Genomic DNA, 23,697 nt, shown 5'->3' with positions numbered 1-23,697 from the left:
CATCTCTTGTTACCGTTTTCGAGTTAAATCATTTTACTATGTGATATGAAAATTGTTATTAATTTAAGTTTGTTTTTAGTCGGGTTATTAATAATCGGCTGCGATTCAAAGGAAAAAGAGATTGATAATCTTAAAGCTGAGACTATTCAAGTTCATGATGAGGTAATGCCTAAGATGGATGTTATTATGAATTTAAAGAGTTCTCTAAAGAGGAAGCAAGATTCTATCGATACAAGAGAAAGTGAAAAGATTCAAGAGTTAATTAATTCGCTGGAAAGTTCAGATAAAGCTATGATGAATTGGATGCGGAATTACGATCCTCGAATGGAAGACATGTCTGATGAGGAAAAAATAGAGTATTTAACTCAACAAAAAGCTTCTATACATGAAGTGAGTGATGAAATGAAAAATAGTATTTCAGAAGCCGAAGCTTATTTAAATCAATAACTCAAGTTATGGACAGTTGGAGAGTGATTCTTTAATTGTTTTAATTTCAATCATACCTTTTTCATTCCCCCAACTATTATAGATATAAGTTGAAATTTCGGCTATTTCTAAATTACTTAATCTATCCAATGCTGGCATGGCTTGATTATAAGTCTGACCATTCACTTCAATTTGACCCTTCAAACCGTATTTTATACCACAAATAGTTCTGGGAATATCAGCTAACATATAGTCTGCCTTTGCTAATGGGGGGAAAAGTTTTCCCAGCCCATCGCCATTTTCTTGATGGCAATTGCTGCAATGTGTTGTGTAAAGTTGTTTGCCTTGAATCATATACTTTGCATACTTTTGCATTTTTGCATCAGGATAGTTCTCAGTAGCCGAATTTTTAAATTCCTCATATCTTCCACAGGAAAATAGAGCAATACTAAAAACGATAATGGAAAAGTACGCTGCTTTACTCCTCATAAGTAGCTAAAAGTAATTCAATATCGGTAATGAGTTTATCCACTTCTTCTGAGCGAGTGCCATCATAAACGCCTCTTATTTTTCGCTCTTTATCTACTAATAAAAAGGCACCGCTATGAAGAAATCCACCTTCTTCATTCTCATCTTCCATGGCTGTGACCATGTATCCTTTTTGACCGAGTTCATAAATAATTTCTTTCTCACCAGTTACGAAATTCCATTTTGGAGCTTCAACATCAAGCCTTTCTGCAAAATCTTTCAATAAAGCAACAGTATCATATTCTGGATCTATAGTATGAGAAATAATGCCAACTTCATCATTATTTTTATATGCTTCATAAACTCTAAGCATTTCCTTCTTCATAGTAGGACAAATAGTAGGGCAGGAAGTAAAAAAGAAATCTGCTACATATACTTTTCCCTCAAATGTTTCTGGTGTTACCCAATTGCTATCCTGATTAACCAATTTGAAATCTGGAACTGTATGGTCTACAGTATCCATTACCGTTTTGCCATCCACAATTTTTTCAACATACTGCTTTCTTCCCAATACTGGAAATTCTGCTTTTTTATTTTTTTTATTCTCTAAACCACAGCTAAAAAGAATTAAGGTTAGTAGTGCAAAAAGAAGTGTCGATTTTAATATATTCATGATTATCTATTACAAATTATGATTTTTCTCTTAAGGCTTTATAAATTTTAATAGCTATCATTAAAAGAGCGCCAAATCCTATAAAACCTATAGTTCCCCAAATCCAGTTCAATTCATTTTTCAATACTATTAAGAATACTACGGCAACCAGAAATAGAGTTGCAACTTCATTCCAAATTCTTAACTGTGTTGAGCTATATTTGATTTCTCCTTTCTGAAGTTTTTTATAAATATAATGGCAGGAGAAATGATAAAGATATAGCAAAAATACAAAGGTTAATTTGATATGCATAAAAGGCTGCTGCAACCAAAATGGCTGCAAAACAAGTAAAGTAGTCGCTAAAATCAATGTTATGATGGCGGAAGGCCAGGTAATAACATTCCATAAAAGTCTTGACATTTTGCTGAGCTGATTATGCAATATGGATTTTTCAGGTTCCGCTTTTTGTAGCGCCTCAGTTTGGTAAATGAAAAGCCTCACGATATAAAATAATCCTGCAAACCAAGTTACTACAAAAATGATATGCAAAGACTTAATATATAAATACATAGTGTGTAAATATGGATTTCATTGGTAATGAATTAGGAATATTATTTTTCCATGATGCAAAACTAATGAATATGATTTTAAATTTGGTTGGTTATGGAAAGTATATAATACTTCTTAGTGAGATATCACTTATAAGTTAGTGGGGTGAATTTTGTTTGCTGGAATTTTAATGTTGTGGAAATAGGATCCTAAAATTTTTAAAACTTTATAGACAAAGTCATTCAAAATGAAGCATTTCTTTTCACTAAGAATTACATGAATATAAGTATATCATATAGTTTTAAATAAAAATTCTACTCATAGAGGAAATATTTTAGGCATAAAAAAAGGAAGCGTTTTAATGCTTCCTTTTTTTAATAAGATTTTACTTTAATTAGTTAGTGAATCCATTTCTGATTAAAAAGTCTTCATAGGCCTTTTCAAAAACAGGAACATTAGGGGCTGCTTGAATGGCTTGTTCATAAGCCGTTAAAGCATCTAACAATAGATCATTGTCTTCATAAAATGCTGCCATTATTAATTTATCCATCGCAGATTTACCTTCGATTTCACTTTTTAATTCCGCTAAAATAGCTTTTATTTCAGCAGATTCTTCCTCAGGCTTGATAGTAATTGCGTAATCATCTGATTTTAAGTCTTTATCTTTTACTTTAACTTTCACTTTTATGAAAGACTCACCTTTGAAAGGTTCTTGAGATCTATCTAATAAATAAGAAGTTTTATCAACAGAAATGGTTTTAATAGTTTCATCAAAAAGGTTACTGAAGGTTAATTCATATTCTAATTCTTCAATTTCACCTTCTTGTTTAGGTTCATTCCATCTCAGGATTACCTCATCATTGATGATTTCACTTGAGCTTAAAGCCATTATTTTGATTGATGCTCCACTTGCAAGAGCACGATCAACAGCTCCTGTTGCCCCCATGCTTTTTCTGTAATCGCCACTTCCTTCATCATCACTCATCTTGTTCATTACAAAATCGGCATATTTACTTGCTACGCTTGAGTTTTTGCTTTTTAAGTTTGCAGCCAAACCGCTTACAGTATGAGTGCCTGCCGTTTTAACTTCTAAGGTTTTCCCGGAACTGTGCATTAAACCAAGATACGCTTCTTCTGATAATTTTAATTCATCACCTGAATTTAAAGATTGACCAGTTTTTAAAGGACTCCAATCTGCACCTTCAATTTTAACAGAATTTTCTCCTTTGTTTGCCAATACTTTAAATACATAACTTTGGGCATTAGCTGCGTAATTACCAAGCCATAATGCCACAACCAAAATTTTAATAAAAGATTTCATAATTCTAAATTTAATTGATTTCTATTTTGTTTTTCTCTCTTTTGCTTACACTAAATAATTCTTTTCTTCCTTCTTTAGTAAACATGTTTTTCACTACTCCATTGTAAATTTCCAAGGAGTCACCTACTACTGCTACAGTACCCATCGCGAGTGTTAATTCTAAATTCCAATTAAAAAAGTGGTAACTATAAATTATGATACCGATAATTAATAATAATTCTACTAACTGAATTAATTTTGTTATACCATCATACCAGTTTTTTAAAGCATAATAGATCCACATAAATAATAAAACATTCAAATAACATAACACAAATGCGATGATAAATTGAGTAGTTTCATCTATCTTATATACATAATCTTCATCTAGGATCATTGAGATGATGTTGGCATGAATTACTACTCCGTACATATCTGGTTCACCACGACCCGCATATTTTAAATTTAAGGGAGTATAATATTTATCTTCTACATTGTATCTATCACCAAAGTAGTTCCCTAAAAAACCGAAAATTACAATTTTATCTTCTATCATTTCGGGTACAAAATTCTCCGATAAAACGGTGTGGTAATCCAACGCAAAGAAAGTTGTAGCGAAATTAGATTGAGATCCTAAAGTATTCCCTTTGTAATTTATAATTTCTACTTCATTGTTTCTGTCCAATAATTTCTGAACCTTTTCTGGTGCATAATAATGAGCAACTTTCACAGCAAACGCTAATTGTGTTGTGTCTTTGTATGGTTGAATAGGATTAAATGAACGACAGGTTTTTACATCCTCTTGCTCAACACCTTCTTCTGTTATAAGGTTAGCAAATGCAAAATCTGCATTGAATCTGAATGCTGGGGCTGATATTTTTAGGGAATCAAACGCTTGTTTTTCTTCATTAAATTGTAATAGTTTAGAAGCCATGACTAAGTTATCAACTTCTAATAATGTAGAGGCTAGAGCACTATCTTTTTCCCACCCTCTTGGCTGAGGAAAAAATGTATCAAGACCAATTACTTTTGGATTATACTTATTGATTATCTTGATTTGCTTAGCAATTTCTTCTCTTGATAAATCTGCAATGTTCACTAGAACAATTTCTTCTTCTGCGGGTGGAGCATCCCGCAAATTGGAATAAACAACATCAGTAAATTCCACGTCTTCTAATGCTTCACCGACTACATCGATTGCTTCAAAAACAGCTAAAAATGAAGATAAACCTTTTATTACCACAAATATAAATATTGTAGCTAATAGAGAATCTACCCATCTATTTTGTAAAAACTTCATCTATAAACTATATTGAAATAGTACATTTTTTTAGTTGAATAGTAAAATTAATTCAATTTATTGAATATTACAATTATATGTATTAAAAATTGTATTTTGTGTTAATACAGTCTTATCTTTTCATTTTTAAAATATTAAGCCCTTGAAAAGAAGGAAAAGATTATCAATAGAGGATTATAAATCAGGTGTATTATCAGGTGATAGAGTAGCATTGAGTAGAGCTATAACATTGGTTGAGAGTACTTTAGAGTCAGATAATGAAGTTGCGGCAAAGCTAATTGATGAAATATATGATTTTACTGGAAATTCTTTCAGAGTAGGAATCACTGGAGTTCCTGGAGTTGGTAAAAGCACTTTTATAGAGTCTTTTGGGAACCAAATTTTGGAGATGGGTAAAAAATTAGCGGTTCTAACGATTGATCCATCTAGCCAGAAAACAGGTGGAAGCATATTAGGTGACAAAACCCGTATGGAAAGATTAAGCCAGTCCAAAAACGCTTTTATCCGACCTTCGCCATCAGGAGATGCTTTAGGAGGAGTTGCGCACAAGACCAGAGAAACAATGCTGCTTTGTGAAGCAGCTGGTTTTGATGTGATTTTTATCGAGACTGTTGGCGTAGGCCAATCTGAAACAGCCGTAAAAAATATGGTGGATTTCTTTTTATTATTGATGTTGGCAGGCGCAGGAGATGAGCTACAAGGCATCAAAAAAGGCATAATGGAAATGGCTGATGCAATTGCAATTAATAAAGCTGACGGAGAAAATATCAAAAATGCTAAGAATGCTCAAAGAGAATATCAAAATGCACTTCATCTTTTTCCGGCAAATGAAAATGGTTGGATACCCAAAGTAAATATTTGTTCAGCGCTGCAAAACGAGGGATTGAAGGATATTTGGAAAACGATGCAGGAATTTCTGCTGCAACAAAAACAATCCGGGTCTTTTAATGAGAATAGAAAAGAGCAATCCATCCATTGGATGCACCAAACAATTCATCATTTTTTAAAGCAAAACTTCTATAAAAATCCAGAAATCAACAAAAAAATGAGCAAATTTGAAAACGAAGTAAGGAGTGGCAATAAGCATTCTATGCAGGCAGCTAGATTTCTACTTAATGAATATTTCAAATGAAAGCGACATTCGTCTTAAACCATATTAAAAGAATTACCCCGAAATATTGATCATTCAGCCAATTACATCGTACAATTAATTAAAAAACTATCGATGACCAGATTTTTATTTTCCGTCAGTATTTTATCCTTTGTTTGCTTTCAAGTTATTTCACAAACGCCCTGTGAAAATGCCTCTGCGGCAGGTTTTCCGTGTAATCAGATTGACATGGTTGCTCATTTAGATAATTTTGATTTAGCGGGAGAAGGAGGCGTGGAAGGAAATGATATTTGGGGTTGGACTGATCCTATTAGCGGAATAGAATATGTGCTTATGGGTCAAACAAATGGAGTCGTTTTTATAGATATTAGCGAACCATCAAATCCGATAATTATTGGGAGAATGCCTAGTGAATCAGGAAATTCCAGCCCTTGGAGGGATGTTAAAGTTTATGAAAACCATGCATTTGTCGTAGCTGATAATAATAACGGACATGGAATGCAGGTTTTTGATTTAACTCGCTTAAGAGATGCAACTGATTCTCCTATTACTTTTGAAAGTGATGCTGTTTATGATGGAGTATCGAGTGCTCATAATATTGTAATAAATGAAGAGACTGGTTTTGCTTACATAGTGGGAGCAAGGGGGGCTGCAAATAATTGTGGCCAAGGTGGATTGCATATTGTAAACATTCAGGATCCTAAAAATCCAGTTTTTGCAGGATGTTTTGATGTAGATGGGTATACTCATGACGCACAATGTGTGGTTTATAATGGGCCAGATACAGATTATCAGGGTAAAGAAATTTGTTTTAACGCTAATGAAAATACCATAACCATTGCGAATGTGGATGATAAGGCTAGTACTAGCCTCATTTCAAAAATTGGTTATCCCCAATCGCAATATGCTCATCAAGGTTGGTTAACTGAAGACCAACAATATTTCATTTCAAATGACGAATTAGATGAACGAAATATTGGATTCAATACACGAACGCTAATTTGGGATGTGAGAGATTTGGATAGTCCAAAATTACTTACGCAATATTACGCTGAAAATGCATCTATTGACCACAATCTTTATACTAAAGATAATATGATATTTCAATCTAATTATACGAGCGGATTGGTGGTTTTAGATGGTTCCAGAATTGCAGAAGGTAATTTGAGGGAATTAGCTTCATTTGATACATATCCTCCTAATGATAACAGAGGCTTTGATGGAAGCTGGAGTAATTATCCTTATTTTGAAAGTGGAATAATAGGGATAAGTGATATCAACAGCGGGTTATTTTTGGTTCAATTGAATATAAAAGACGTAATTATAACTCATCCTGAAATTGTTTCTGAGGCAGAGAGGGTGAAAATTAGTATTAAGGTTGATGAAAGCTTTGATATTGAGAGCTATCAGTGGCAACAAATTCAAGACGGAATTTATTCTGACCTAACAGCAGGAAGTATTTATTCCAATGTTAATACTTCTGAACTTTGGATAGAAACGAATTCTGAGGCTCGAGAAACCGAGGTAAGATTTAGATGCAAAGTCACTTTAGCAGATGGTAGTGTAGCAACTAGCTTTACATCTGACAACTTAGGTGAAGATTTTGTGTTAGATGCTGATGAAAAATTAAAGCAATACGTTTCACTTTATCCAAATCCAGTTAGAGAGAAATTTCAGATTGAAGTAGATGAAAATTCAAATATCACCTCAATTAAAGTAATTAATTTAGCTGGAAGGACCATTTTGGAAGATTCTATGTCCTCCATCTCTAAAAGAATAATTAATACAATCGACTGGAAAGCAGGAATGTATTTCATCATTTTTAAAACCACAGATGGGGATACGCATTTAAAGAAAATTATAAAAAACTAAGATTTCCGATGAAAAAGTAACTCAGTCGAATTCAGCGAAATAAAATTCGCTTTTTATATTCTTCTTAGTGCCATTCTCCTCAATTTCATATTCATAAAAACTTGAATGAATGGATCGTAAACTGATTTGAATTGCTGTTTGAAATAAAGAGCCATCATACACAAAGGTGTGAAATTCACCGTTTTCTCCGCAAGGATCAACAGTTGTAGGTAATTGATTTATAAGTTCTTTTGTTATAGTTTGCCCGACTATGCTCTTCTTTACTTTTGAAGCATCAGCAGCACAAATTTTGGTTTTAAAACCTAAATCTAAAAACTCATTTATCACATTTTTAGTGGATTTTTCCCATAATGGAAAAATACATTTTATACCTGATTCACCCATTTTTTCTTCTCTGTACTGCTTTAAATCTTCAAGAAATATATCTCCAAAAGCTATAGAGTCGATATTTTTAGATTTACAGTATTCGGCATATTCACGCATTACTTGCTCATAGGATTTATTGCTTTTATCAGATGGTAAATAGCTGATTTTGATTGGGATATTTAATGCTTTTGATTGAGCTTCTATCAATTCCTTTTTTATACCGTGCATGCCCACTCTGTTGGTTTCTTCTCCAATTACGGTATGAAGATGGTCTACTTCATAATCTTGAGACTGAATTAAATAATACAATACTAGGCATGCATCTTTTCCTCCACTCCAACTTACAGCAATTTTCTTTTTCATATCAGAGGGTTAAAAATGAAATGTACAGTTCACAAATGAATCCAACTAATAAGAGGATTAAATAAAGAAATCCTAAAGTAAAGAATTTAAATATAGATTTTGACCAGCTGTTTTGATATAGTCTTTTGATTGAAAAAAGGGTGTAAGTGCTTACCCAGATAAAGCTTAAGAATATGAGCCATCCTTCTCCTATAGAAAAAAGGCTCATTAAAAGTATTGCCAGCCCATAAATAAAATAAGCAAATGCATGCAAATGCAAACCATGAATGAGGTGTTCTATATAAAACCTTTTCTTCATGAAAAGGAGGTGAAGTATAAATGCAAAAATGGGTAGAAAGAAAAACATCATTATGGGCAAATTTCTAATTGCCTGATAAGTGAACATAGATGAATTGGCGATAAAACCTCTTTTATAGGCAGTATCAATTTCTTTTAGGTTCAAACCGACACTTTGAATATTCTTTTCAAATTCTTCATCGCTGAGTGACTCATCATTAGCCCAGTACTTTAAAGTAGCCCAATTATCATCAGGAATATTGTTTTTTAGTTTGGCTTTATTGTTTCTGGCTTTTAAAATTAGCTGTTCTACTGTTGAGCTGTCTAAATCCTCTACTTTTACCGAGTCAAAAATATCTTTATTATTAACCATGGCCTGCAAGCTAGAATCTATGTAATCCTTGGGTACAGTGAGACTAATCATAAAGAAATAGAATAGAGAAAAAATTAAATATAACCTGATAGGATTAATGTATTTCCTTCTTTTCCCCTTATTGAACGCTTTAGTCAGTTTGCCAGGCTTGAAAACGAAGGGTTTTAAGGTTTTGAATAATATGGTGTCAAAACTTAAATAATTAGAAATAAAATCTTTCAGAAAGACTCCTAGGGGTAATTTTTTATCAGAATTTTCTTGACCACAATTCGGGCAATAATTTTGTGTATTGTCCAAATTTTCACCACAATTCAGGCAGTTCGTAAGTTTGTTTTTCAATCTAGCTTTCGGTTAGGTTGCTGCGAAAGTAAAAAATATTCTTAAAGTTTGGGCTATTTTTTTTCTTTGACATTTTTAAATTGATAAGGACAGTGCCTGCATTTATTCCCGCAGCAATAGCCTCTTTTCAGATGGTATTTTTCTGTAAATACGAAAAAACCATTTTCCACATAAAAATCTTCTGGCTTTATTTTTATATCATTTGCCCTCATAAAATAGAAATTGGTTTTTTGTTTTCATCTATAGCGACCATGGTGAAACGACCAGAAATAGATTTTTCTCTATGATTGGAATACATTTCCTCGGTAAATACATCTACTCTTACTTCCAAACTAGTATTGCCAATTTTCTCAACTTGTCCAATTAATTCAACTATCGTTCCAGCCGGAATAGCTTTGTTGAAATCTATTTTATCGCTGCTCACCGTCACCATTTTTTGTCTGGAATAACGAGTGGCCGTAATAAATGCCACTTCGTCCATCCATTGGAGGGCAGTTCCTCCAAATAACGTATCATAATGATTAGTTGTATTTGGAAAAACTGCCTTAGTTACTTTAGTGATTGCGTTATTTATTTTATTTTCTTTATTTTCAATCATCTATCTCTTTCGATATTAAATGTAAATTGTGTCGGAATAATGCCTGATGGGAACATATCTAATAATTCACCTTCATTGCTGTATCTAATCATCAAGCCTTCACTCGAATAGTCTAAAGCATCACCTAAATAAAAATCTCCTGAAACTGGATCTACAGCAAAAGCATAGGGTGTTTGCATCTCCACCTCAATACCAGTATTTGAAACTGTATTGTCTGCAGTATTTAGAAATGAAATTTCATTAGCAGAGTAGAAATAGATAGAATTTCCGTCAACATCAATATCTCCCAAAACCTCACCATCTAAATCTATTCGATTTTCAATACTAGTTAGAGATGCATTTAGCTGTATTAAACTTCCGCTAGTGCAAACGATCCAAATGCTTCCATTTTCATCTTCAACAATTTCTTGCGGTCCGTTGGGAAGGGCAATGGTTTGTTCCACTTGCAGGTTGTTCAGGTTGATAATTGAAATTTCACTTATGCTTCCGTCAAAACTGGAATGACTTACAATTAATTGGTTATTTTTTATGAAAAGATGCTCTGGATACTCCTGCACTTCGATTCGCTCAATAAGAGAATTAGTACTTAAATCCACTACGAATATTTCACTGGCAAATAATGAGAAATTTTGGTCGTAAGGACCCCAATTAGCAATGTAAGCTAAATTTCCAGCCACTGCTATATCTCTAGGTTTGTCTAATTCTGGAAAGCTAATTTCTCCTTCTGATTTTAAATTTGATCCCATAATTTCGATGGAATTACTTCCATTTAGGACACTATAAATGGTTCCGTTGTCAACTAGAATATTCTGCTGAACATCTCCCACAAAACCACTATTCTGGCCTCCATATAAATTAGGGTTGTATTCCAAAGTTTCAGGATCATAACTTCCTATAGTGGCATTATTGCTGCCAAAACCTCCTTCATGGAAAATATAAACACCAGCCGTTTTGAAATTAATATCTTCTGAATCTTCACAAGCTGAAAAAATAAATAGAAGTGAGAATAGTACTAGTAAATTTGAATAATTTTTAGTCATGCTTATTTAATGTTAAATGTATGGGTTATATTGAATTGGTAATTTCTACCTGGCATGGCATAGCCAGAATAGAGATAATATTCTGTATTGAATAAATTTTTCACTTTGGTCGATAGAAGCCAGTTTGATGACTTCCAGCTTAATCCCAAATCAGATAGCAAAAAAGGCTGAAGAGCGAATACTTCTGAATTTGAAGGAGTCGTAAAAACTCTTCCTGTTAGTTGCTGGAAAGTGTCTAAGGAAAAACGTTTCCATGAAATCGATGCAGAAAAATTCGCTTTATGTAAAGGAGTATATATTAATTGATTACCAACTTCCCTTTGATTATTTTCAGAAGCAGTAACAATTGATTGTGTAAAGCTATACTGTAAGTCAGTTTCGAATTTGAAATCATTCGCTAATGGTAATTGAATTCCTAGTTGGGTTTCAATTCCCTTAGCCAAGACCTGTTTAATATTTTGAGGCCTCCACTGATTATTTTCATCTGGCACCCACTGAATCCAGTTATCTACTTCATTGTGGTAAGCGGTAACCGAAAAATTTGCGTTGGTTTTATCCCATTTATGGTTGGACTGAATAGAAAATTCTTTATTCCAAGCGGTTTCTGAATTTAGCCTTGGATTTCCGTCTTCATTCCAAAATCTATCATTTAAGGTGGGCAGTCTGTAATTATAAGAAGTATTAAGTTTTAGATAAAGCCGATGATTTTCTGTACCCCACATTTGATTAGAAATTCCGATATAAGGAGAAATTGGAATATTAACACCCGGCACTAGTTGTTGTCTGAAATGAACTGCATAATCCATTCCTTTCCAAATTTTTCCTTCAAATAATGCAGCTAAGCTGTACCGTTCCTCAATAGCACCTCCGCCATCGTAATTTTGATTTTTTGCATTAATATAATTATACCTACCTGATAGTTTTACTTGATGTTTAGAGGAGTAATAAAACTTGTAATCAGTAAAACTTTCCCATCTATCCACTTTGTAATAGGAAATAGCTTGATCTAACTGATAATCCATTTCGTCCATGAAGTAGCCTGATCCGATATTCAAGCTGCTTTTTTCACCTATTCTCTCATAGTTAAGATAAGTTCTGACATTATAATCACTTTGTTTGTTAATATCTCTGGTGGATCCAATGGAGGGTTGTATTTCTCGGAAATTGTCATTGTACCAAATGGCCAGTTTTAGCTTTTCAGCATTATTAATTTTATAACCAATACTTTGGTTTACTCCCCAGCGTTCAAAACTTGCATTTTCTTGTTTTTCACCCGTTTGCAAAATTTCAAAATCATTTTCAGCTTTTCCCCAGTAAATTTTGGTGTCATAAGCCCATTTTCCGACACTACCATTTGCATTCAAATAACTATTTAGCTGTCCAAAGCTGCCGATTTGCTGCCCAATTGAAAGTTTATTTCTTGAGTTGAAAGAAAGTGGATTTTCTAGTAATACGGCTCCTCCAAATGCACCACTTCCTCCCATGCTGCTGCCGCTTCCGGGTATAATAGAAATTTCAGAAATAGCCTGAGAAGGCAACAATGAAAAATCTGTTTGGCCTAAAGTAAAGCTGTTGATATTAAAATTTTCCCAGAGTACTGCAGTTTGACTAGCGTTGGTTCCTCGGAAAGAAATGGTTGTGAGCATTCCATTTCCATATTCTTTGAAGTAGATACTGCTATTTTGCCTTAAAATTTCACTGATATTATCACCATTGTAGAAATTTAAAGTTTTTATTTTGGGCAAAATGATTGTGTTGCCAGGCAGAAATTGTTTTTCAAAACTGCCTTGCACAGAGATTTCCTCCAACACAGGAATACTGTCCTGATGGCCTTGTGCTATTAGTCCATTTGTGAACCACAGCAATAAAAATAGTGTACCTAATCGCATAAAATTTAGTTTAATGCGACCACGGTCAAAATCAGATGTAAAAAAGTTAGCTTATAGCTTTCGTACATTCCTGACCTTTCACCCGAAAGTCGAAATCAATTATGAGCTATGGCAGGTCTCCTGACTCGTCCTGTGAAGTTGCGGCCTTCCCGTCAACCAGAAGATTGACAGTGGCAAGGGTATTACAATTCACTTAAAAATGGACTTACAGTTGCGGGGACAGTTTCGGAATATTGGATTCAAAAATTAAAACCAAGCACCGAATTCCCTTTTAATTCTGAAGGAATGAAATCCATCAGAAACCATAATTCTATTGCAAATGTAGAGAAATGGTGATTATTAGCAAAGGAATATATTTATATTTAGAAATGAATTATCGAATTATTATTTCCTGGATGATTTTAGTAGGCTCATTTTCATGCCAAAGAATATTGGAGCCTGAAACTGATAATTGGGAATCTGGTATCCATCAAATGACTTTAGCCCATGATGGATTAGATAGAACATATACAGTTTATATTCCGGAGGGTTTTGATGAAAATCGAGTTTACCCACTGGTTCTAATTTTGCACGGTGGAGGAGGAACTGCGGATTTAGTAATCGAAAATGATAATTGGCTTGCAACGGCTGATGAACAAAAATTTATTGCGGTTTTTCCAGATGGTAGTCGTAATGATATGGAATCATCAGCCAGCTTCAATACCAACCCCCAAACTTGGAACGATGGTTCAGAAAGGACAAGTATTGGTGCAGTAGTCAGGCAAGTAGATGATGTAGGCTTTATAGAGTCTTTGATTTTTAAAATGAAAGACACTCTTTCAATTGACAATGATATGATTTTTGCTACTGGGTTTTCTAATGGCTCAAGTATGACTTTTAGATTGGCGAGAGAGTTGCCCAATGTATTTGAAGCGGTAGCTCCAGTTGCAGGTTCGGATTGGATGCAACAATTAGTGCCCGATACGAATCCTCCACGCCTTCTCTATATTACTGGGACAGAGGATCCTTTGAATCCATTTGAAGGTGGCGATATTTTTATTGGCAATACTTATATTGGCACAAAGCCTGATGTGGAGGAAATGATTTTGCCATGGACAGATCTGCTAAGTTGTGAAAACGGATTTACAACTGATACTCAACAAGATATTAGAACCTACCAATTTGATTGCACAGAAAGTGAACAATTAAAAATGTTGGCATTAATAGGTCACGGTCACCATTGGCCAGGATCGGAGTCTTCGCTGCCATTTGCTGTGGTAGGGGAGAACGCTACTAGTTTGAATGCTAATGACGTGATTTGGGAATTTTTTAGTGCGTCTTTCTAAAAGTTAAAAAATAAACGCTATTTCAAAGTCAGCACAGGGTGGATTAAATTTAAAATATGTACGGATTTGGGGTTTAGTTTTTTTGGATAAGTAGGTGCTTTGCAACTACTTTTATAAAATATTAAAAAATCAACCACAAAGATTTCTAAATGGATAATTTAAAACCTCCTTTTTTCATACTTTTTGTAATTTTGATTACGCTATTTTCTTCTTGTAATCCTGAAGAACCAGAACCCGAACCTTCTTTCACTTCTTTGGATTCATTACGCATTCAAATTAGTTCACCCCAAGATGGATCCATAATGATGCCTGGAGAATCTGTAAAATTTATCGGTTACTTATTTGGCGAACCGGAAAAGGAGGAATCTAGTCTGAGAGCTGAATGGACAAGTTCTGTCGATGGGTTGCTAAAGGAAAGCGCTATCAATCCAAACGATTATGTTTCATTTGAACTGGACAATTTATCAAGAAATATCCATGAAATTAGCTTCAAAGTTTTTAATGAAATTGATTCTGTTGTAGAGGAAAAAGTTACAATTTTTAATTTAAGTAAACTGGATACTTTAAATAGAACTGACAAATCTATAACATTCTCATGGGATAAGGTAAGCATCAATAGCTTTGCAGGGTATGAGTTTTATAGATCCAGAAATACTTATAGTCTCGATTTTGACGATCCTATTTACACCACCACTAATCCAAATGATACTGTATTTGTAGATTCTACTGCTCGTGTAGGAAGAGAATATTATTATCAAGTAAGAATATTGCTGGACGATCGAGACCATGTTCCAACTAATATTATTTCTGCAGAGCCAGGTTTTTTCAATTATTTAGATTTCCCATTGCTTAAAATAGAGGTTGATCAGGAACGTCAAGTTGTTTATGGCCTAGTTGCACCTAAAGATTTAGATGATAACCTAGAAGATGGCTATGGAATTACCTTAATTGATGGGGACAATCTTGAGGTGCAACAAAGAATTCTAACTTCTGAAAGATTCGTGGATTTTACCATTTCAGCAGATAATCAATTTCTATACGCTGCGACTAGAAATACGATTCATAAAATAGCATTGGATGGTTTCAATGAGGTATCCACTATTTCAGTGTACGAACCGATTGATAAAATTGAAGTGGGAAGTAATAATAGATTGTATTATAAAATATATCCCGGTCGATATTGCAGTTGTAGTTCTGAATTTAGAATAGTAGATCTGGAAAATGAATACGTGCTTGCTTACAATACCGAGATTGCACCAGCGTATTCCAGTTATTTCTGGGGGGAATTCACTATTGACGCTGAAACTAATACTATTTATCATGTGGAGCATTTATCTTCTGCTACTATTTACAAATTTTCAACTGCAAACGATACCTTTTCAAATCAGGTGAGAAAAATTGGAACAGGTATCCTAACAAATTTCATTTTCTTTAGAAATGGAAAGCTATTTTGGCATCATATCATTATGAATTCTGAATTAGAGTGGATAGGTGTATTTCAAAATGAAGGCAGGGAAGCTGTTATCATGGATGTATCTCCTGATGGACAACTTGCTTTCGGTTATGAAGGATTTTTTAATGTTGATGACCAATCTTTTATCAAAGAAATCCCAATTCCAAGAGATGATGCCAAGTTTATTGAAAACCGCAAATTGATAATCGTTAGCAGCGATTATGACGGACTTCGATCGACTCTCTACAGATATTCATTTTAATTGAAGCTGCTTTGAAATAAAAGAATTGAATTCTTTTATGTATTATAGAAGTACTAACAACTTTTATCTTGTAACTAGATTAAAAAATGTATTGGTAAAGATAATCTAAGTAAATATGAAGTGAATGATTTATTGAATAAGTCTATATAAAATTACTGATTGAATCTATCTTTATTGATATATTTAGTTTAGCTATTTATATTCTTGATACCACCTGAATTTCTTATTAAGGATTTCATTTTTATTCAGCTTAATAAAATCAAGGTAAGCTTGAGAAACTGGTGAAATTCTTTTGCCCTTTAACCAAATTAATCTCCATTTTGATATAACAGGTAAGTCCTTTGTTGGTAAAATATGTAGTTGTTTATTTAATAGTTCATTTTTGATACCAATTAGAGGCATAATAGAATTCCCTAGCCCTGCAATAACCGCCTGTTTTATGGCTTCATTAGATGTTAATTCTAATCTCTTTCTAATCTTTGAATTGTGTGTACCATAATAATGCTCCATAGCAGTTCTCGTGGCTGATCCTTCTTCCCTGTATATTAGTGGTTTCGAATCATCCGGGTTTGAATCATTGCTGACTAAATACAATTTATTATCAATCAATAGTTCTTCTTCAACATCTAACAAATCGGGAAGCACACTTACGAGAGCAAAATCAATTTCATTATTTTTTAAGCTTTGAATGACTTTAGTTTTATTGGTAACATCTAATACCAAATCAATACCAGGGTTTTTGGACAAAAATTCTTCTAGAAAGTAAGGCATTACATATTTCCCTGTTGATGCTGAGGAAATCTTTAATTTCCCAGTCATCATTCCATTATAGGCTTCTGTCTTATAATTAATGCTATTTAATTCTTCTATTACCCTCTCCGCAATTTTGGCAATTTCATTACCAAAATCTGTTATGAACAATTTTCTTCCAACAATCTCATACAATGGTATATCAAATTGGTCTTGAAAGTTTTTTAGCTGGATTGATACCGCTGGCTGTGACATAAAGAGCTCTTCAGAAGCTTTTGTGATACTAAGTTTCTGTACCACTTTAAGAAAAATCTGCAGCTGATGAATAGTGTAGTTCATAATAATAATTTATGATTCATATAAAATATATAAATAAAAATATATGAATAATGTTTTTCAAATTTGTAGAAATAAATTTTAAGAGCATTAAACAAAATCAATAATTATGGAAAAAACATTAAATAAAAATCAAACGGAAGCCTTAATGAGAGGAGAGTATTCAGCCAGTGACGCAAAAGAGATCATTTTCAATCTTATCAAGCAGAAAATTAATTTTCACAATTTCAGGAATTTTAGTTCACAAGAGAGATTTGGAAAACCTGATGAAGAATCAGTGCAAAGAATGGAAGAATTGAGAAAAAGTAGAGAGCAAATGTTGGAATTAATAAACACAGCCAAAAAAGAAGGTAAAACGGTAAGGTTAAAGTCCAATATATCTATTGAATTAATATAATTCTGTTACAGATGAACACTGACTTACTTATACTATCGGTTTTAATTTCTCCACTATTTTTTGCTACCGTTGCCATTTCATCATGGTTTTTGCCAGGTTTTCGACCTTATAAATTGATAGTGCTGAGCAAAATCTCAATTACTTTGGCGTTAATAATGGCTTTAGTGAGTTGCGGTATAGTTTATCAATTTGGTTTGTTGGAAAGTAAAAGTCTTGATTATAATAATATAGGCTTTTCACTTCGACTGGATGCGTTAAGTGTACTTATTTTCAGCATGATTAATCTCATTAGTTTCATTGTAATGAGGTTTAGTTTCAATTATATGGATGGAGACAAACGGCAGGGTATTTTTTTAGGTCAGCTTGCTGCGACCATCGCTTCCGTACAATTGTTAGTGCTTGCAGGAAATTTAGGGATTTTATGGATTGCATGGGTTTTAACGAGTATCGCTTTACATCGATTGCTTGTTTTTTATTCAGAAAGGCGCAGATCTAAATTAGCCGCAAGGAAAAAATTTATTGCGGCTCGCTTAAGCGATTTGTTTCTATTGGGAGCGGTGATGCTGATTTATAATTATTTTGGGACTGGTAATCTAGAGGAAATAGTAATTGGTGCTAAAAATATGGTCATTACCTTACCATTTGCTATTGAATTAGCGGCTATTTTTATTGTTTTGGCCGCCATCTTAAAATCTGCCTTGTTTCCTACTCAAGGCTGGTTAGTTGAGGTGATGGAAACTCCTACGCCCGTTTCTGCTTTGCTCCACGCTGGTCTATTGAACGCAGGTCCATTTTTAGTGGCAAGAATGTCCTTTATAATGATGGATACTACTTATGCACCAATTATTTTAATACTATTTGGTGGGTTTACAGCTTTATTTGGTTCAGTTGCTTATCTCACTCAGCCTTCTGTAAAAACCGCCCTTGGTTATTCGAGCATATCTCATATGGGATTTAGTCTACTTTTATGTGGTTTTGGTGTTTATGCTGCTGCCATGTTACACTTAGTAGCTCATTCATTTTATAAAGCACATGCATTTCTTTCTTCAGGAAGTGTAATAGATGTAAAAAGAGCATCTAAGGTTTTATTGCCTGGAAGAAAGGCTAATCCGATTATCCTTATTATAAGTATAGTTCTGGCTTTTATCATTTTTGGAAGTTTGGCTCTGTTGTGGGGAGTTAATCCAGTAGAGGAATTGTCATTATTGGTGATAAGTTGCATCATCGTGATGGGATTATCCTTGCTCATTGGAACTTCACTGGATTCGTTAAATAGCAGAAAATTAATTCCAAGGGTGATGCTAATGGCTACAGTTGTGGCTTTAGCATTTTTCAGTTTGGAAACGCTAATGGGCGCTATTTTGAAAACTCAAATTCCGGTAATTAGTCAGCCATCTACAGGAGTTATCATCTTATTATTCTTTTGGCTCATTATTTTCGCAGGATTAGTACTTATTCAAATCTTTTCGCCACTTCTAAAAAAATCAACTATATGGAGAAAATGGTCTATTCATTTCAGAAATGGACTGTATGCTAATGTACTGTACGATCGCTTTGTGGGTGCTTTGTATATTCAAGCGAGAAGTTCTAATGCAAAGATTGTAAAGGGATATGATTAAGGGAAGCAGATTCCCTAATAATTTAAAGCAAATTTTGTGTATTTAAACAATCGAAAATGTTAAATAATATCAAGAATTCTCAGATAAAATTGAATAGGAATATAATTAGGGAAGCTTTACTTCATGCTTCCAAAAAAATTGCACCTCTTTGGCCTTTGGAGAATTTCGTAGCCGTAAACCCATATTTGGGTTTAAGCGATCAAGGATTCGATTCTGTAGCTCATACATTATCTTTAACAGATGGAATTCAATCTACAATGCCTTTAGATTATTATCTTAAAGCAATTGAGGAGCATAAAATAACAATCGAAGATTTAGAAATCACACTTGATAGGAAAGCAGCGCATCAATATAAAGATGCACATTCTTTTATTGAAGAACTGAAAAGGAAAGGCCTTCAAAATAGTGAAACTTCAAAAGTAAATACAGTTGCGGAAGTAGCAAAGAAAATAAGCACTGCTGACTGGCCCGATTTTATGATTGACTCCATTTCTTCCTGGGCTTCCTCATATTTTGATGAAGCTCAAGGGCAGTGGAAAGAGGAGGGACAAACTCTGGGTTTATTTACTGCATGGAAAATTGAAGCTGAAACCAACCGGTCACCCACTTTGATGGGGCTAAAGGGATTTCATAAGCTGATAAAAGAACTGCCAGATAATCATATGGAAGCCGTAGCTATTGCGCTTTATCATTTGGAAGTGGAAGAAAAGGCACTACCAATTTATTTGCACAGTTTGTTGCTAAGGGTAGGAGGCTGGTCATCCTACATTGCACATTTTGATTGGGATAGTAAGCGATATGGGAGAAATGAAGAAAAATTAGCTCAATTTTTAAGTGTTTTAATCTGTTGGGAATATGGTATATATAATGCTTTAAGAAATCCACTTCTGGAAAGTCAGTGGAAAAAAGCTAAAGAAAGAATGCTAAAATATGATGAATCAGAGACTGCAGATTCTGCTTTAAATGATTTGCTCCTTTTACAGGAAGCATATGATTTAACAGCTCAAAGACACTTAATAGGGAAGTTTAAAAAACGGATTTCCTCAACTCAAAAAAGAAAAGAACCTAAAGTCCAAGCTGTTTTCTGTATTGATGTTAGATCAGAAGTATATCGTAGAAATTTAGAATCAATTGCTCCAGAAATTGATACGCTAGGTTTCGCAGGCTTCTTTGGATTCCCTATAAATGTTAGGAAAATTGGACATGACCAAGGATATGACCAATGTCCGGCATTAATTCCATCTGGCTACATTGTGAAGGAAAAAATACTAAATAAAGAACAGCACGAGAAAGTAATTTTAAAAAGAAAGCTGAACAGATTATTCAATTACTCATGGAAATCCTTTAAATCAAGCGCTATCAGTTCTTTTGGCTTTGTGAGTCCCATTGGATTGTCTTTACTACCTAAACTTTTTACCGATTCTTATGGAATAACCAGACCTGTTCCGCATCCGCAAAAAAATGGGCTTAGGAAAGAAGAGATAGAAAATTTATCAGTGGATATTGAAAGCAATACAGATGAACTGACAATCGGGATTCCACTTGCGGACAGAGTGAAAATGGCAAAAGGAGCTCTTCAGGCCATGTCATTAACAGGGAACTTTGCAAGAGTTGTGATGATAGTTGGCCATGGTTCTACTTCAGTCAATAATCCACATGCTTCTGGTTTGGATTGTGGAGCATGTGCGGGACAGTCAGGTGAAGCAAATGCAAAAGTTGCTTCCATTATCTTAAATGATAGAGAAGTAAGAAAACAGCTTGCTGAAGAAAATATAATTATTCCTGATTCAACCTATTTTTTAGCTTGTTTGCATGACACCACTACTGATGAAGTATCACTTTTCAATACCAATCAGATTCCAGCATCTCACGAAGAAGATTTAGAAAACATTAAAGCGAGAATCTCACAAGCAGGAAAAGCCACACGTGCGGAAAGAATATTGAGAATGAATATAGAAATTGGAAAAGATGTTGACTCATTCATAAAATTAAGAGCCAATGATTGGTCACAAGTAAGACCTGAGTGGGGGCTTGCAGGATGTTCTTCTTTTGTGGTGGCGCCTCGCTCCATTACCAGAGGAGTTAATCTGGAAGGACGTTCCTTTTTACATTCCTATAATTGGAAAGAAGATAAAGGTTTTAAGGTTTTGGAAGCTATTATGACTGCTCCGATGATTGTGACTAGCTGGATAAATCTCCAATATTATGCGTCCACAGTCGACAATAAGCATTTTGGTTCAGGCAATAAGACTTTACATAATGTGACTTCTGGAATTGGGGTTCTAGAGGGCTTTGCAGGAGATTTAAGGTCTGGTCTACCGATGCAATCTATTCACGATGGAGAAAACTATCAGCATGAACCATTACGGTTAAATGTAGTAATTAATGCCCCTGAAGGGGCCATGACTAAAATTTTAGAAAAGCATGACTCAGTACGGCAGCTTTGTGATAATCAATGGATTTTTCTTTTGGCTATGAATGATGAAGGGATAATTACCAGTCGCTATAACGGTGATTTAAGTTGGGTGAATCTTGAGGAAAGTAAGGAATCTTTGAAATCAGTAAGCAATGAAGTGATTGAAGAGCTGGTGTAAATCAGAAAGGTTTTGTTTAGTTTTAGGTGATTTATTAAAGCCTCATTATTAACTTAATGAGGCTTTTTTTAGCGATTGTCTCGTCCTAAAATAAGTTGACACAAATTTGGCTTATTATGAAAACGGATGAATCAATACTCAAATATATTGAAATTGGTTTTTTACTTTTCGTCTCCTCTAAAGTTCAATTAATCCATACATATAAAAGAATACTTAAATCATGTGAAGTTTAGATATATTGAAGCTCAAACATAAAATTCTAACATCCTATGAAAAAATTAATATTAATATTTATGATGTTTGGTGCCTTAACTAGCACTATAACATTTGCTCAGTCCACTGAAGATGTCATTCAGGCCATAGTGGAGGAGGGAGAGGAAAACTCACAACTGGAACCACTTGCACATGAATTGATGGATGTTGTTGGACCTAGATTAGTTGGAACTCCTCAAATGAAAAATTCCAATGACTGGGTGGTTAGCACTTACAAGAAATGGGGAATAGAAGCAGAAAATCAAGAATATGGAAAGTGGCGAGGCTGGGAACGTGGAATCACGCATGTTGATATGATTGAACCTCGGGTGGTGAGCTTAAGCGGAATGCAGCTTGCTTGGAGTCCGAGCACTTCAAAAAGAGGCGTTACAGCTGATGTCATCACGCTTCCAGAAGTTGAAGATTCCATTTCTTTCCAAAAATGGTTGCCAAATGTGAAAGGTAAAATTGTTTTAATTTCTATGCCGCAGCCAACTGGTCGACCAGATTATAATTGGGAAGAATTTGCAAAGGAAGAATCTTTTGAGAAAATGAAAGAAGAGCGTTCTGCTCAAACAGAAGCTTGGAGAGAAAAAATCAATGCTACTGGCTATAATTATAGAAGCATAAATGAGGCACTTGAAAATGCAGGTGCGGTTGGATTGATTCAATCTAGATGGTCCAACGGATTTGGAGCTAATAAAATATTCAGTGCCAACACAAAAGAGATCCCTGTAATTGATTTATCATTAGAGGATTATGGCATGATTTATCGCTTGGTAGAAAGTGGCAATACTCCAAAGTTAAAAATCGTAGCCGAGTCTAAGGAGTTGGGAACGGTACCAACTTTCAATACTATTGCGGAAATTAAAGGCACTGAAAAACCTGAGGAATATGTGATTTTATCCGCACATTTAGATTCATGGGATGGTGCAACAGGAGCAACTGATAATGGAACAGGTACCATTACAATGATGGAAGCTGCTCGAATACTGAAAAAAGTATATCCAAATCCCAAAAGAACTATTTTAATAGGGCATTGGGGCAGTGAAGAGCAAGGATTGAATGGCTCACGTGCATTTGTGGAAGACCATCCCGAAATTGTAGACAATGTTCAAGCGGTTTTTAATCAAGATAATGGAACAGGTAGGGTAGTAAGTATTTCTGGGCAAGGATTTTTACATGCTTATGATTATATAGGAAGATGGCTTGCTGCGGTTCCTGATGATTATAAAGATGAAATAGAAACTACTTTCCCAGGAACACCTTCAAGAGGAGGCTCAGATTATGCTTCGTTTGTTGCAGCTGGTGCACCTGCGTTTTCTTTAAGCTCACTGAGCTGGAGTTATTGGAATTATACATGGCATACCAATCTAGATACTTATGATAAAATCGTATTTGATGATGTTCGTAATAATGCGATTTTAACTGCCATCATGACTTATATGGCTTCTGAAGATGAAACAAGTACTTCTCGTGAGAGAGCTGTTTTGCCTATGAACTCACGCACAAATGAACCATATACCTGGCCTGAGCCAAGGTCACCAGAAAGAGATGGGGGTAAAGATTAATCTATCATCTAAAAAGACATTTCAAAAGTAAAATTGGTTGAAAATTTAAAAAGCTGTCTGCATTATCAAATTAGAGGGAGTATCTCATAAACTGTGTAAGTTCTAAATCAGGGCTTACAAAACAGTTATTGAGCCTCGGAAATTTAGGGAGTGATTTTGTAAAAATCGCTACTTAAATTTCGAGGAGCCCGCGGCAGGCGCTTTTCTCAATTTGT

General features: G+C 34.4%; 21 protein-coding genes and 1 riboswitch. Of the genes, 9 read left to right on the top strand and 12 right to left on the bottom strand.

The annotated features are described in order from the left end of the window. Positions 1-45: 45 nt before the first annotated feature. A complete protein-coding gene (locus VFM92_RS15990) occupies positions 46-447 on the top strand; it encodes a hypothetical protein (protein ID WP_325123236.1) in 402 nt (133 codons plus the stop codon). A 6-nt stretch (positions 448-453) separates the two neighbouring features. Here VFM92_RS15990 and VFM92_RS15985 read toward each other — a convergent pair whose 3' ends face one another. The 5 genes from VFM92_RS15985 to VFM92_RS15965 all read right to left on the bottom strand — a co-directional run bounded on the left by VFM92_RS15985 (position 454) and on the right by VFM92_RS15965 (position 4,696). Next, complete coding sequence (locus VFM92_RS15985; protein ID WP_325123235.1) at positions 454-915, bottom strand: cytochrome c; 462 nt, start codon at positions 913-915, stop codon at positions 454-456. After that, positions 905-1,567, bottom strand: coding sequence for an SCO family protein (locus tag VFM92_RS15980; protein ID WP_325123234.1), 663 nt, complete (start codon positions 1,565-1,567; stop codon positions 905-907). Before VFM92_RS15980 ends, VFM92_RS15985 begins: the two co-directional genes overlap by 11 nt. 16 nt (positions 1,568-1,583) lie before the next feature. Beyond that, the gene (locus tag VFM92_RS15975) at positions 1,584-2,117 is read right to left on the bottom strand and encodes a CopD family protein (RefSeq protein WP_325123233.1); all 534 of its coding nucleotides are present in this window, start codon (positions 2,115-2,117) and stop codon (positions 1,584-1,586) included. Between the two features lie 373 nt (positions 2,118-2,490). Then, positions 2,491-3,417, bottom strand: a complete 927-nt coding sequence (locus VFM92_RS15970) for a hypothetical protein (protein ID WP_325123232.1) — start codon at positions 3,415-3,417, stop codon at positions 2,491-2,493. Positions 3,418-3,427: 10 nt separating this feature from the next. Continuing rightward, the gene (locus VFM92_RS15965; protein ID WP_325123231.1) at positions 3,428-4,696 is read right to left on the bottom strand and encodes a CHASE2 domain-containing protein; all 1,269 of its coding nucleotides are present in this window, start codon (positions 4,694-4,696) and stop codon (positions 3,428-3,430) included. Positions 4,697-4,838: 142 nt separating this feature from the next. Here VFM92_RS15965 and meaB point away from each other — a divergent pair, with 142 nt between their 5' ends. Together meaB and VFM92_RS15955 are read left to right on the top strand one after the other, a co-directional pair. Beyond that, a complete protein-coding gene (gene meaB, locus VFM92_RS15960; RefSeq protein ID WP_325123230.1) occupies positions 4,839-5,828 on the top strand; it encodes a methylmalonyl Co-A mutase-associated GTPase MeaB in 990 nt (329 codons plus the stop codon). Between the two features lie 93 nt (positions 5,829-5,921). Further along, a complete protein-coding gene (locus VFM92_RS15955; RefSeq protein ID WP_325123229.1) occupies positions 5,922-7,679 on the top strand; it encodes a choice-of-anchor B family protein in 1,758 nt (585 codons plus the stop codon). Positions 7,680-7,700: 21 nt separating this feature from the next. Here VFM92_RS15955 and VFM92_RS15950 read toward each other — a convergent pair whose 3' ends face one another. The 6 genes from VFM92_RS15950 to VFM92_RS15925 are packed head-to-tail and all read right to left on the bottom strand — an operon-like array spanning position 7,701 to position 12,923. Then, positions 7,701-8,408, bottom strand: coding sequence for a diphthine--ammonia ligase (locus VFM92_RS15950; RefSeq protein WP_325123228.1), 708 nt, complete (start codon positions 8,406-8,408; stop codon positions 7,701-7,703). 1 nt (position 8,409) lies between these two features. Then, entirely contained in the window at positions 8,410-9,396 is a 987-nt protein-coding gene (locus tag VFM92_RS15945) for a DUF3667 domain-containing protein (RefSeq protein WP_325123227.1), read from the bottom strand. 53 nt (positions 9,397-9,449) lie between these two features. After that, positions 9,450-9,608: a DUF5522 domain-containing protein gene (locus tag VFM92_RS15940; protein WP_325123226.1), complete on the bottom strand. Its 159-nt coding sequence runs from the start codon at positions 9,606-9,608 to the stop codon at positions 9,450-9,452. Then, complete coding sequence (locus tag VFM92_RS15935; protein WP_325123225.1) at positions 9,605-9,994, bottom strand: acyl-CoA thioesterase; 390 nt, start codon at positions 9,992-9,994, stop codon at positions 9,605-9,607. The genes VFM92_RS15940 and VFM92_RS15935 overlap by 4 nt, the downstream gene beginning before the upstream one ends. Beyond that, positions 9,991-11,034, bottom strand: a complete 1,044-nt coding sequence (locus VFM92_RS15930) for a YncE family protein (protein WP_325123224.1) — start codon at positions 11,032-11,034, stop codon at positions 9,991-9,993. The genes VFM92_RS15935 and VFM92_RS15930 overlap by 4 nt, the downstream gene beginning before the upstream one ends. A gap of 2 nt (positions 11,035-11,036) precedes the next feature. After that, positions 11,037-12,923 carry a TonB-dependent receptor gene (locus VFM92_RS15925; RefSeq protein ID WP_325123223.1) on the bottom strand — a complete coding sequence of 629 codons (1,887 nt, stop codon included), beginning with the start codon at positions 12,921-12,923 and terminating at the stop codon, positions 11,037-11,039. A 93-nt stretch (positions 12,924-13,016) separates the two neighbouring features. Further along, positions 13,017-13,245: riboswitch (cobalamin riboswitch) on the bottom strand. Positions 13,246-13,252: 7 nt separating this feature from the next. Here VFM92_RS15925 and VFM92_RS15920 point away from each other — a divergent pair. Both VFM92_RS15920 and VFM92_RS15915 read left to right on the top strand, forming a co-directional pair. Continuing rightward, positions 13,253-14,248 (top strand): alpha/beta hydrolase family esterase, encoded by a 996-nt coding sequence (locus VFM92_RS15920; protein WP_325123222.1) that lies wholly within the window; start codon positions 13,253-13,255, stop codon positions 14,246-14,248. Positions 14,249-14,397: 149 nt separating this feature from the next. Next, positions 14,398-15,963, top strand: a complete 1,566-nt coding sequence (locus VFM92_RS15915) for a hypothetical protein (protein ID WP_325123221.1) — start codon at positions 14,398-14,400, stop codon at positions 15,961-15,963. Between the two features lie 192 nt (positions 15,964-16,155). Here VFM92_RS15915 and VFM92_RS15910 read toward each other — a convergent pair whose 3' ends face one another. Beyond that, entirely contained in the window at positions 16,156-17,052 is an 897-nt protein-coding gene (locus VFM92_RS15910; protein ID WP_325123220.1) for a LysR substrate-binding domain-containing protein, read from the bottom strand. 106 nt (positions 17,053-17,158) lie between these two features. On the opposite strand from VFM92_RS15910, the gene VFM92_RS15905 reads away from it, so the two are divergent. The 4 genes from VFM92_RS15905 to VFM92_RS15890 all read left to right on the top strand — a co-directional run bounded on the left by VFM92_RS15905 (position 17,159) and on the right by VFM92_RS15890 (position 23,482). Beyond that, positions 17,159-17,446 (top strand): hypothetical protein, encoded by a 288-nt coding sequence (locus VFM92_RS15905; RefSeq protein WP_325123219.1) that lies wholly within the window; start codon positions 17,159-17,161, stop codon positions 17,444-17,446. An 11-nt stretch (positions 17,447-17,457) separates the two neighbouring features. Next, complete coding sequence (locus tag VFM92_RS15900) at positions 17,458-19,065, top strand: proton-conducting transporter membrane subunit (RefSeq protein WP_325123218.1); 1,608 nt, start codon at positions 17,458-17,460, stop codon at positions 19,063-19,065. A 56-nt stretch (positions 19,066-19,121) separates the two neighbouring features. Beyond that, a complete protein-coding gene (locus VFM92_RS15895; protein ID WP_325123217.1) occupies positions 19,122-21,659 on the top strand; it encodes a DUF2309 domain-containing protein in 2,538 nt (845 codons plus the stop codon). Positions 21,660-21,928: 269 nt separating this feature from the next. Further along, positions 21,929-23,482, top strand: a complete 1,554-nt coding sequence (locus VFM92_RS15890; protein WP_325123216.1) for a M20/M25/M40 family metallo-hydrolase — start codon at positions 21,929-21,931, stop codon at positions 23,480-23,482. The last annotated feature ends 215 nt before the right edge of the window (positions 23,483-23,697 follow it).

This window comes from Marivirga sp., from assembly GCF_035704835.1.
Lineage (GTDB): Bacteria > Bacteroidota > Bacteroidia > Cytophagales > Cyclobacteriaceae > Marivirga.
Note: the sequence above shows the minus strand (reverse complement) of the source record. Positions and strands in the feature narration are given on the sequence as shown.

Bases quoted from the DNA above. Each gene is read 5' to 3' on its own strand.
- VFM92_RS15915 (WP_325123221.1), top strand. From the start codon at position 14,398: ATGGATAATTTAAAACCTCCTTTTTTCATACTTTTTGTAATTTTGATT.
- VFM92_RS15990 (WP_325123236.1), top strand. From the start codon at position 46: ATGAAAATTGTTATTAATTTAAGTTTGTTTTTAGTCGGGTTATTAATA.
- VFM92_RS15905 (WP_325123219.1), top strand. From the start codon at position 17,159: ATGGAAAAAACATTAAATAAAAATCAAACGGAAGCCTTAATGAGAGGA.
- VFM92_RS15975 (WP_325123233.1), bottom strand. From the start codon at position 2,117: ATGTATTTATATATTAAGTCTTTGCATATCATTTTTGTAGTAACTTGG.
- VFM92_RS15930 (WP_325123224.1), bottom strand. From the start codon at position 11,034: ATGACTAAAAATTATTCAAATTTACTAGTACTATTCTCACTTCTATTT.
- VFM92_RS15900 (WP_325123218.1), top strand. From the start codon at position 17,458: ATGAACACTGACTTACTTATACTATCGGTTTTAATTTCTCCACTATTT.
- VFM92_RS15895 (WP_325123217.1), top strand. From the start codon at position 19,122: ATGTTAAATAATATCAAGAATTCTCAGATAAAATTGAATAGGAATATA.
- VFM92_RS15980 (WP_325123234.1), bottom strand. From the start codon at position 1,567: ATGAATATATTAAAATCGACACTTCTTTTTGCACTACTAACCTTAATT.
- VFM92_RS15955 (WP_325123229.1), top strand. From the start codon at position 5,922: ATGACCAGATTTTTATTTTCCGTCAGTATTTTATCCTTTGTTTGCTTT.
- VFM92_RS15950 (WP_325123228.1), bottom strand. From the start codon at position 8,408: ATGAAAAAGAAAATTGCTGTAAGTTGGAGTGGAGGAAAAGATGCATGC.
- VFM92_RS15910 (WP_325123220.1), bottom strand. From the start codon at position 17,052: ATGAACTACACTATTCATCAGCTGCAGATTTTTCTTAAAGTGGTACAG.
- VFM92_RS15940 (WP_325123226.1), bottom strand. From the start codon at position 9,608: ATGAGGGCAAATGATATAAAAATAAAGCCAGAAGATTTTTATGTGGAA.
- VFM92_RS15970 (WP_325123232.1), bottom strand. From the start codon at position 3,417: ATGAAATCTTTTATTAAAATTTTGGTTGTGGCATTATGGCTTGGTAAT.
- VFM92_RS15890 (WP_325123216.1), top strand. From the start codon at position 21,929: ATGAAAAAATTAATATTAATATTTATGATGTTTGGTGCCTTAACTAGC.
- VFM92_RS15925 (WP_325123223.1), bottom strand. From the start codon at position 12,923: ATGCGATTAGGTACACTATTTTTATTGCTGTGGTTCACAAATGGACTA.
- VFM92_RS15985 (WP_325123235.1), bottom strand. From the start codon at position 915: ATGAGGAGTAAAGCAGCGTACTTTTCCATTATCGTTTTTAGTATTGCT.
- VFM92_RS15920 (WP_325123222.1), top strand. From the start codon at position 13,253: ATGGTGATTATTAGCAAAGGAATATATTTATATTTAGAAATGAATTAT.
- VFM92_RS15965 (WP_325123231.1), bottom strand. From the start codon at position 4,696: ATGAAGTTTTTACAAAATAGATGGGTAGATTCTCTATTAGCTACAATA.
- VFM92_RS15935 (WP_325123225.1), bottom strand. From the start codon at position 9,994: ATGATTGAAAATAAAGAAAATAAAATAAATAACGCAATCACTAAAGTA.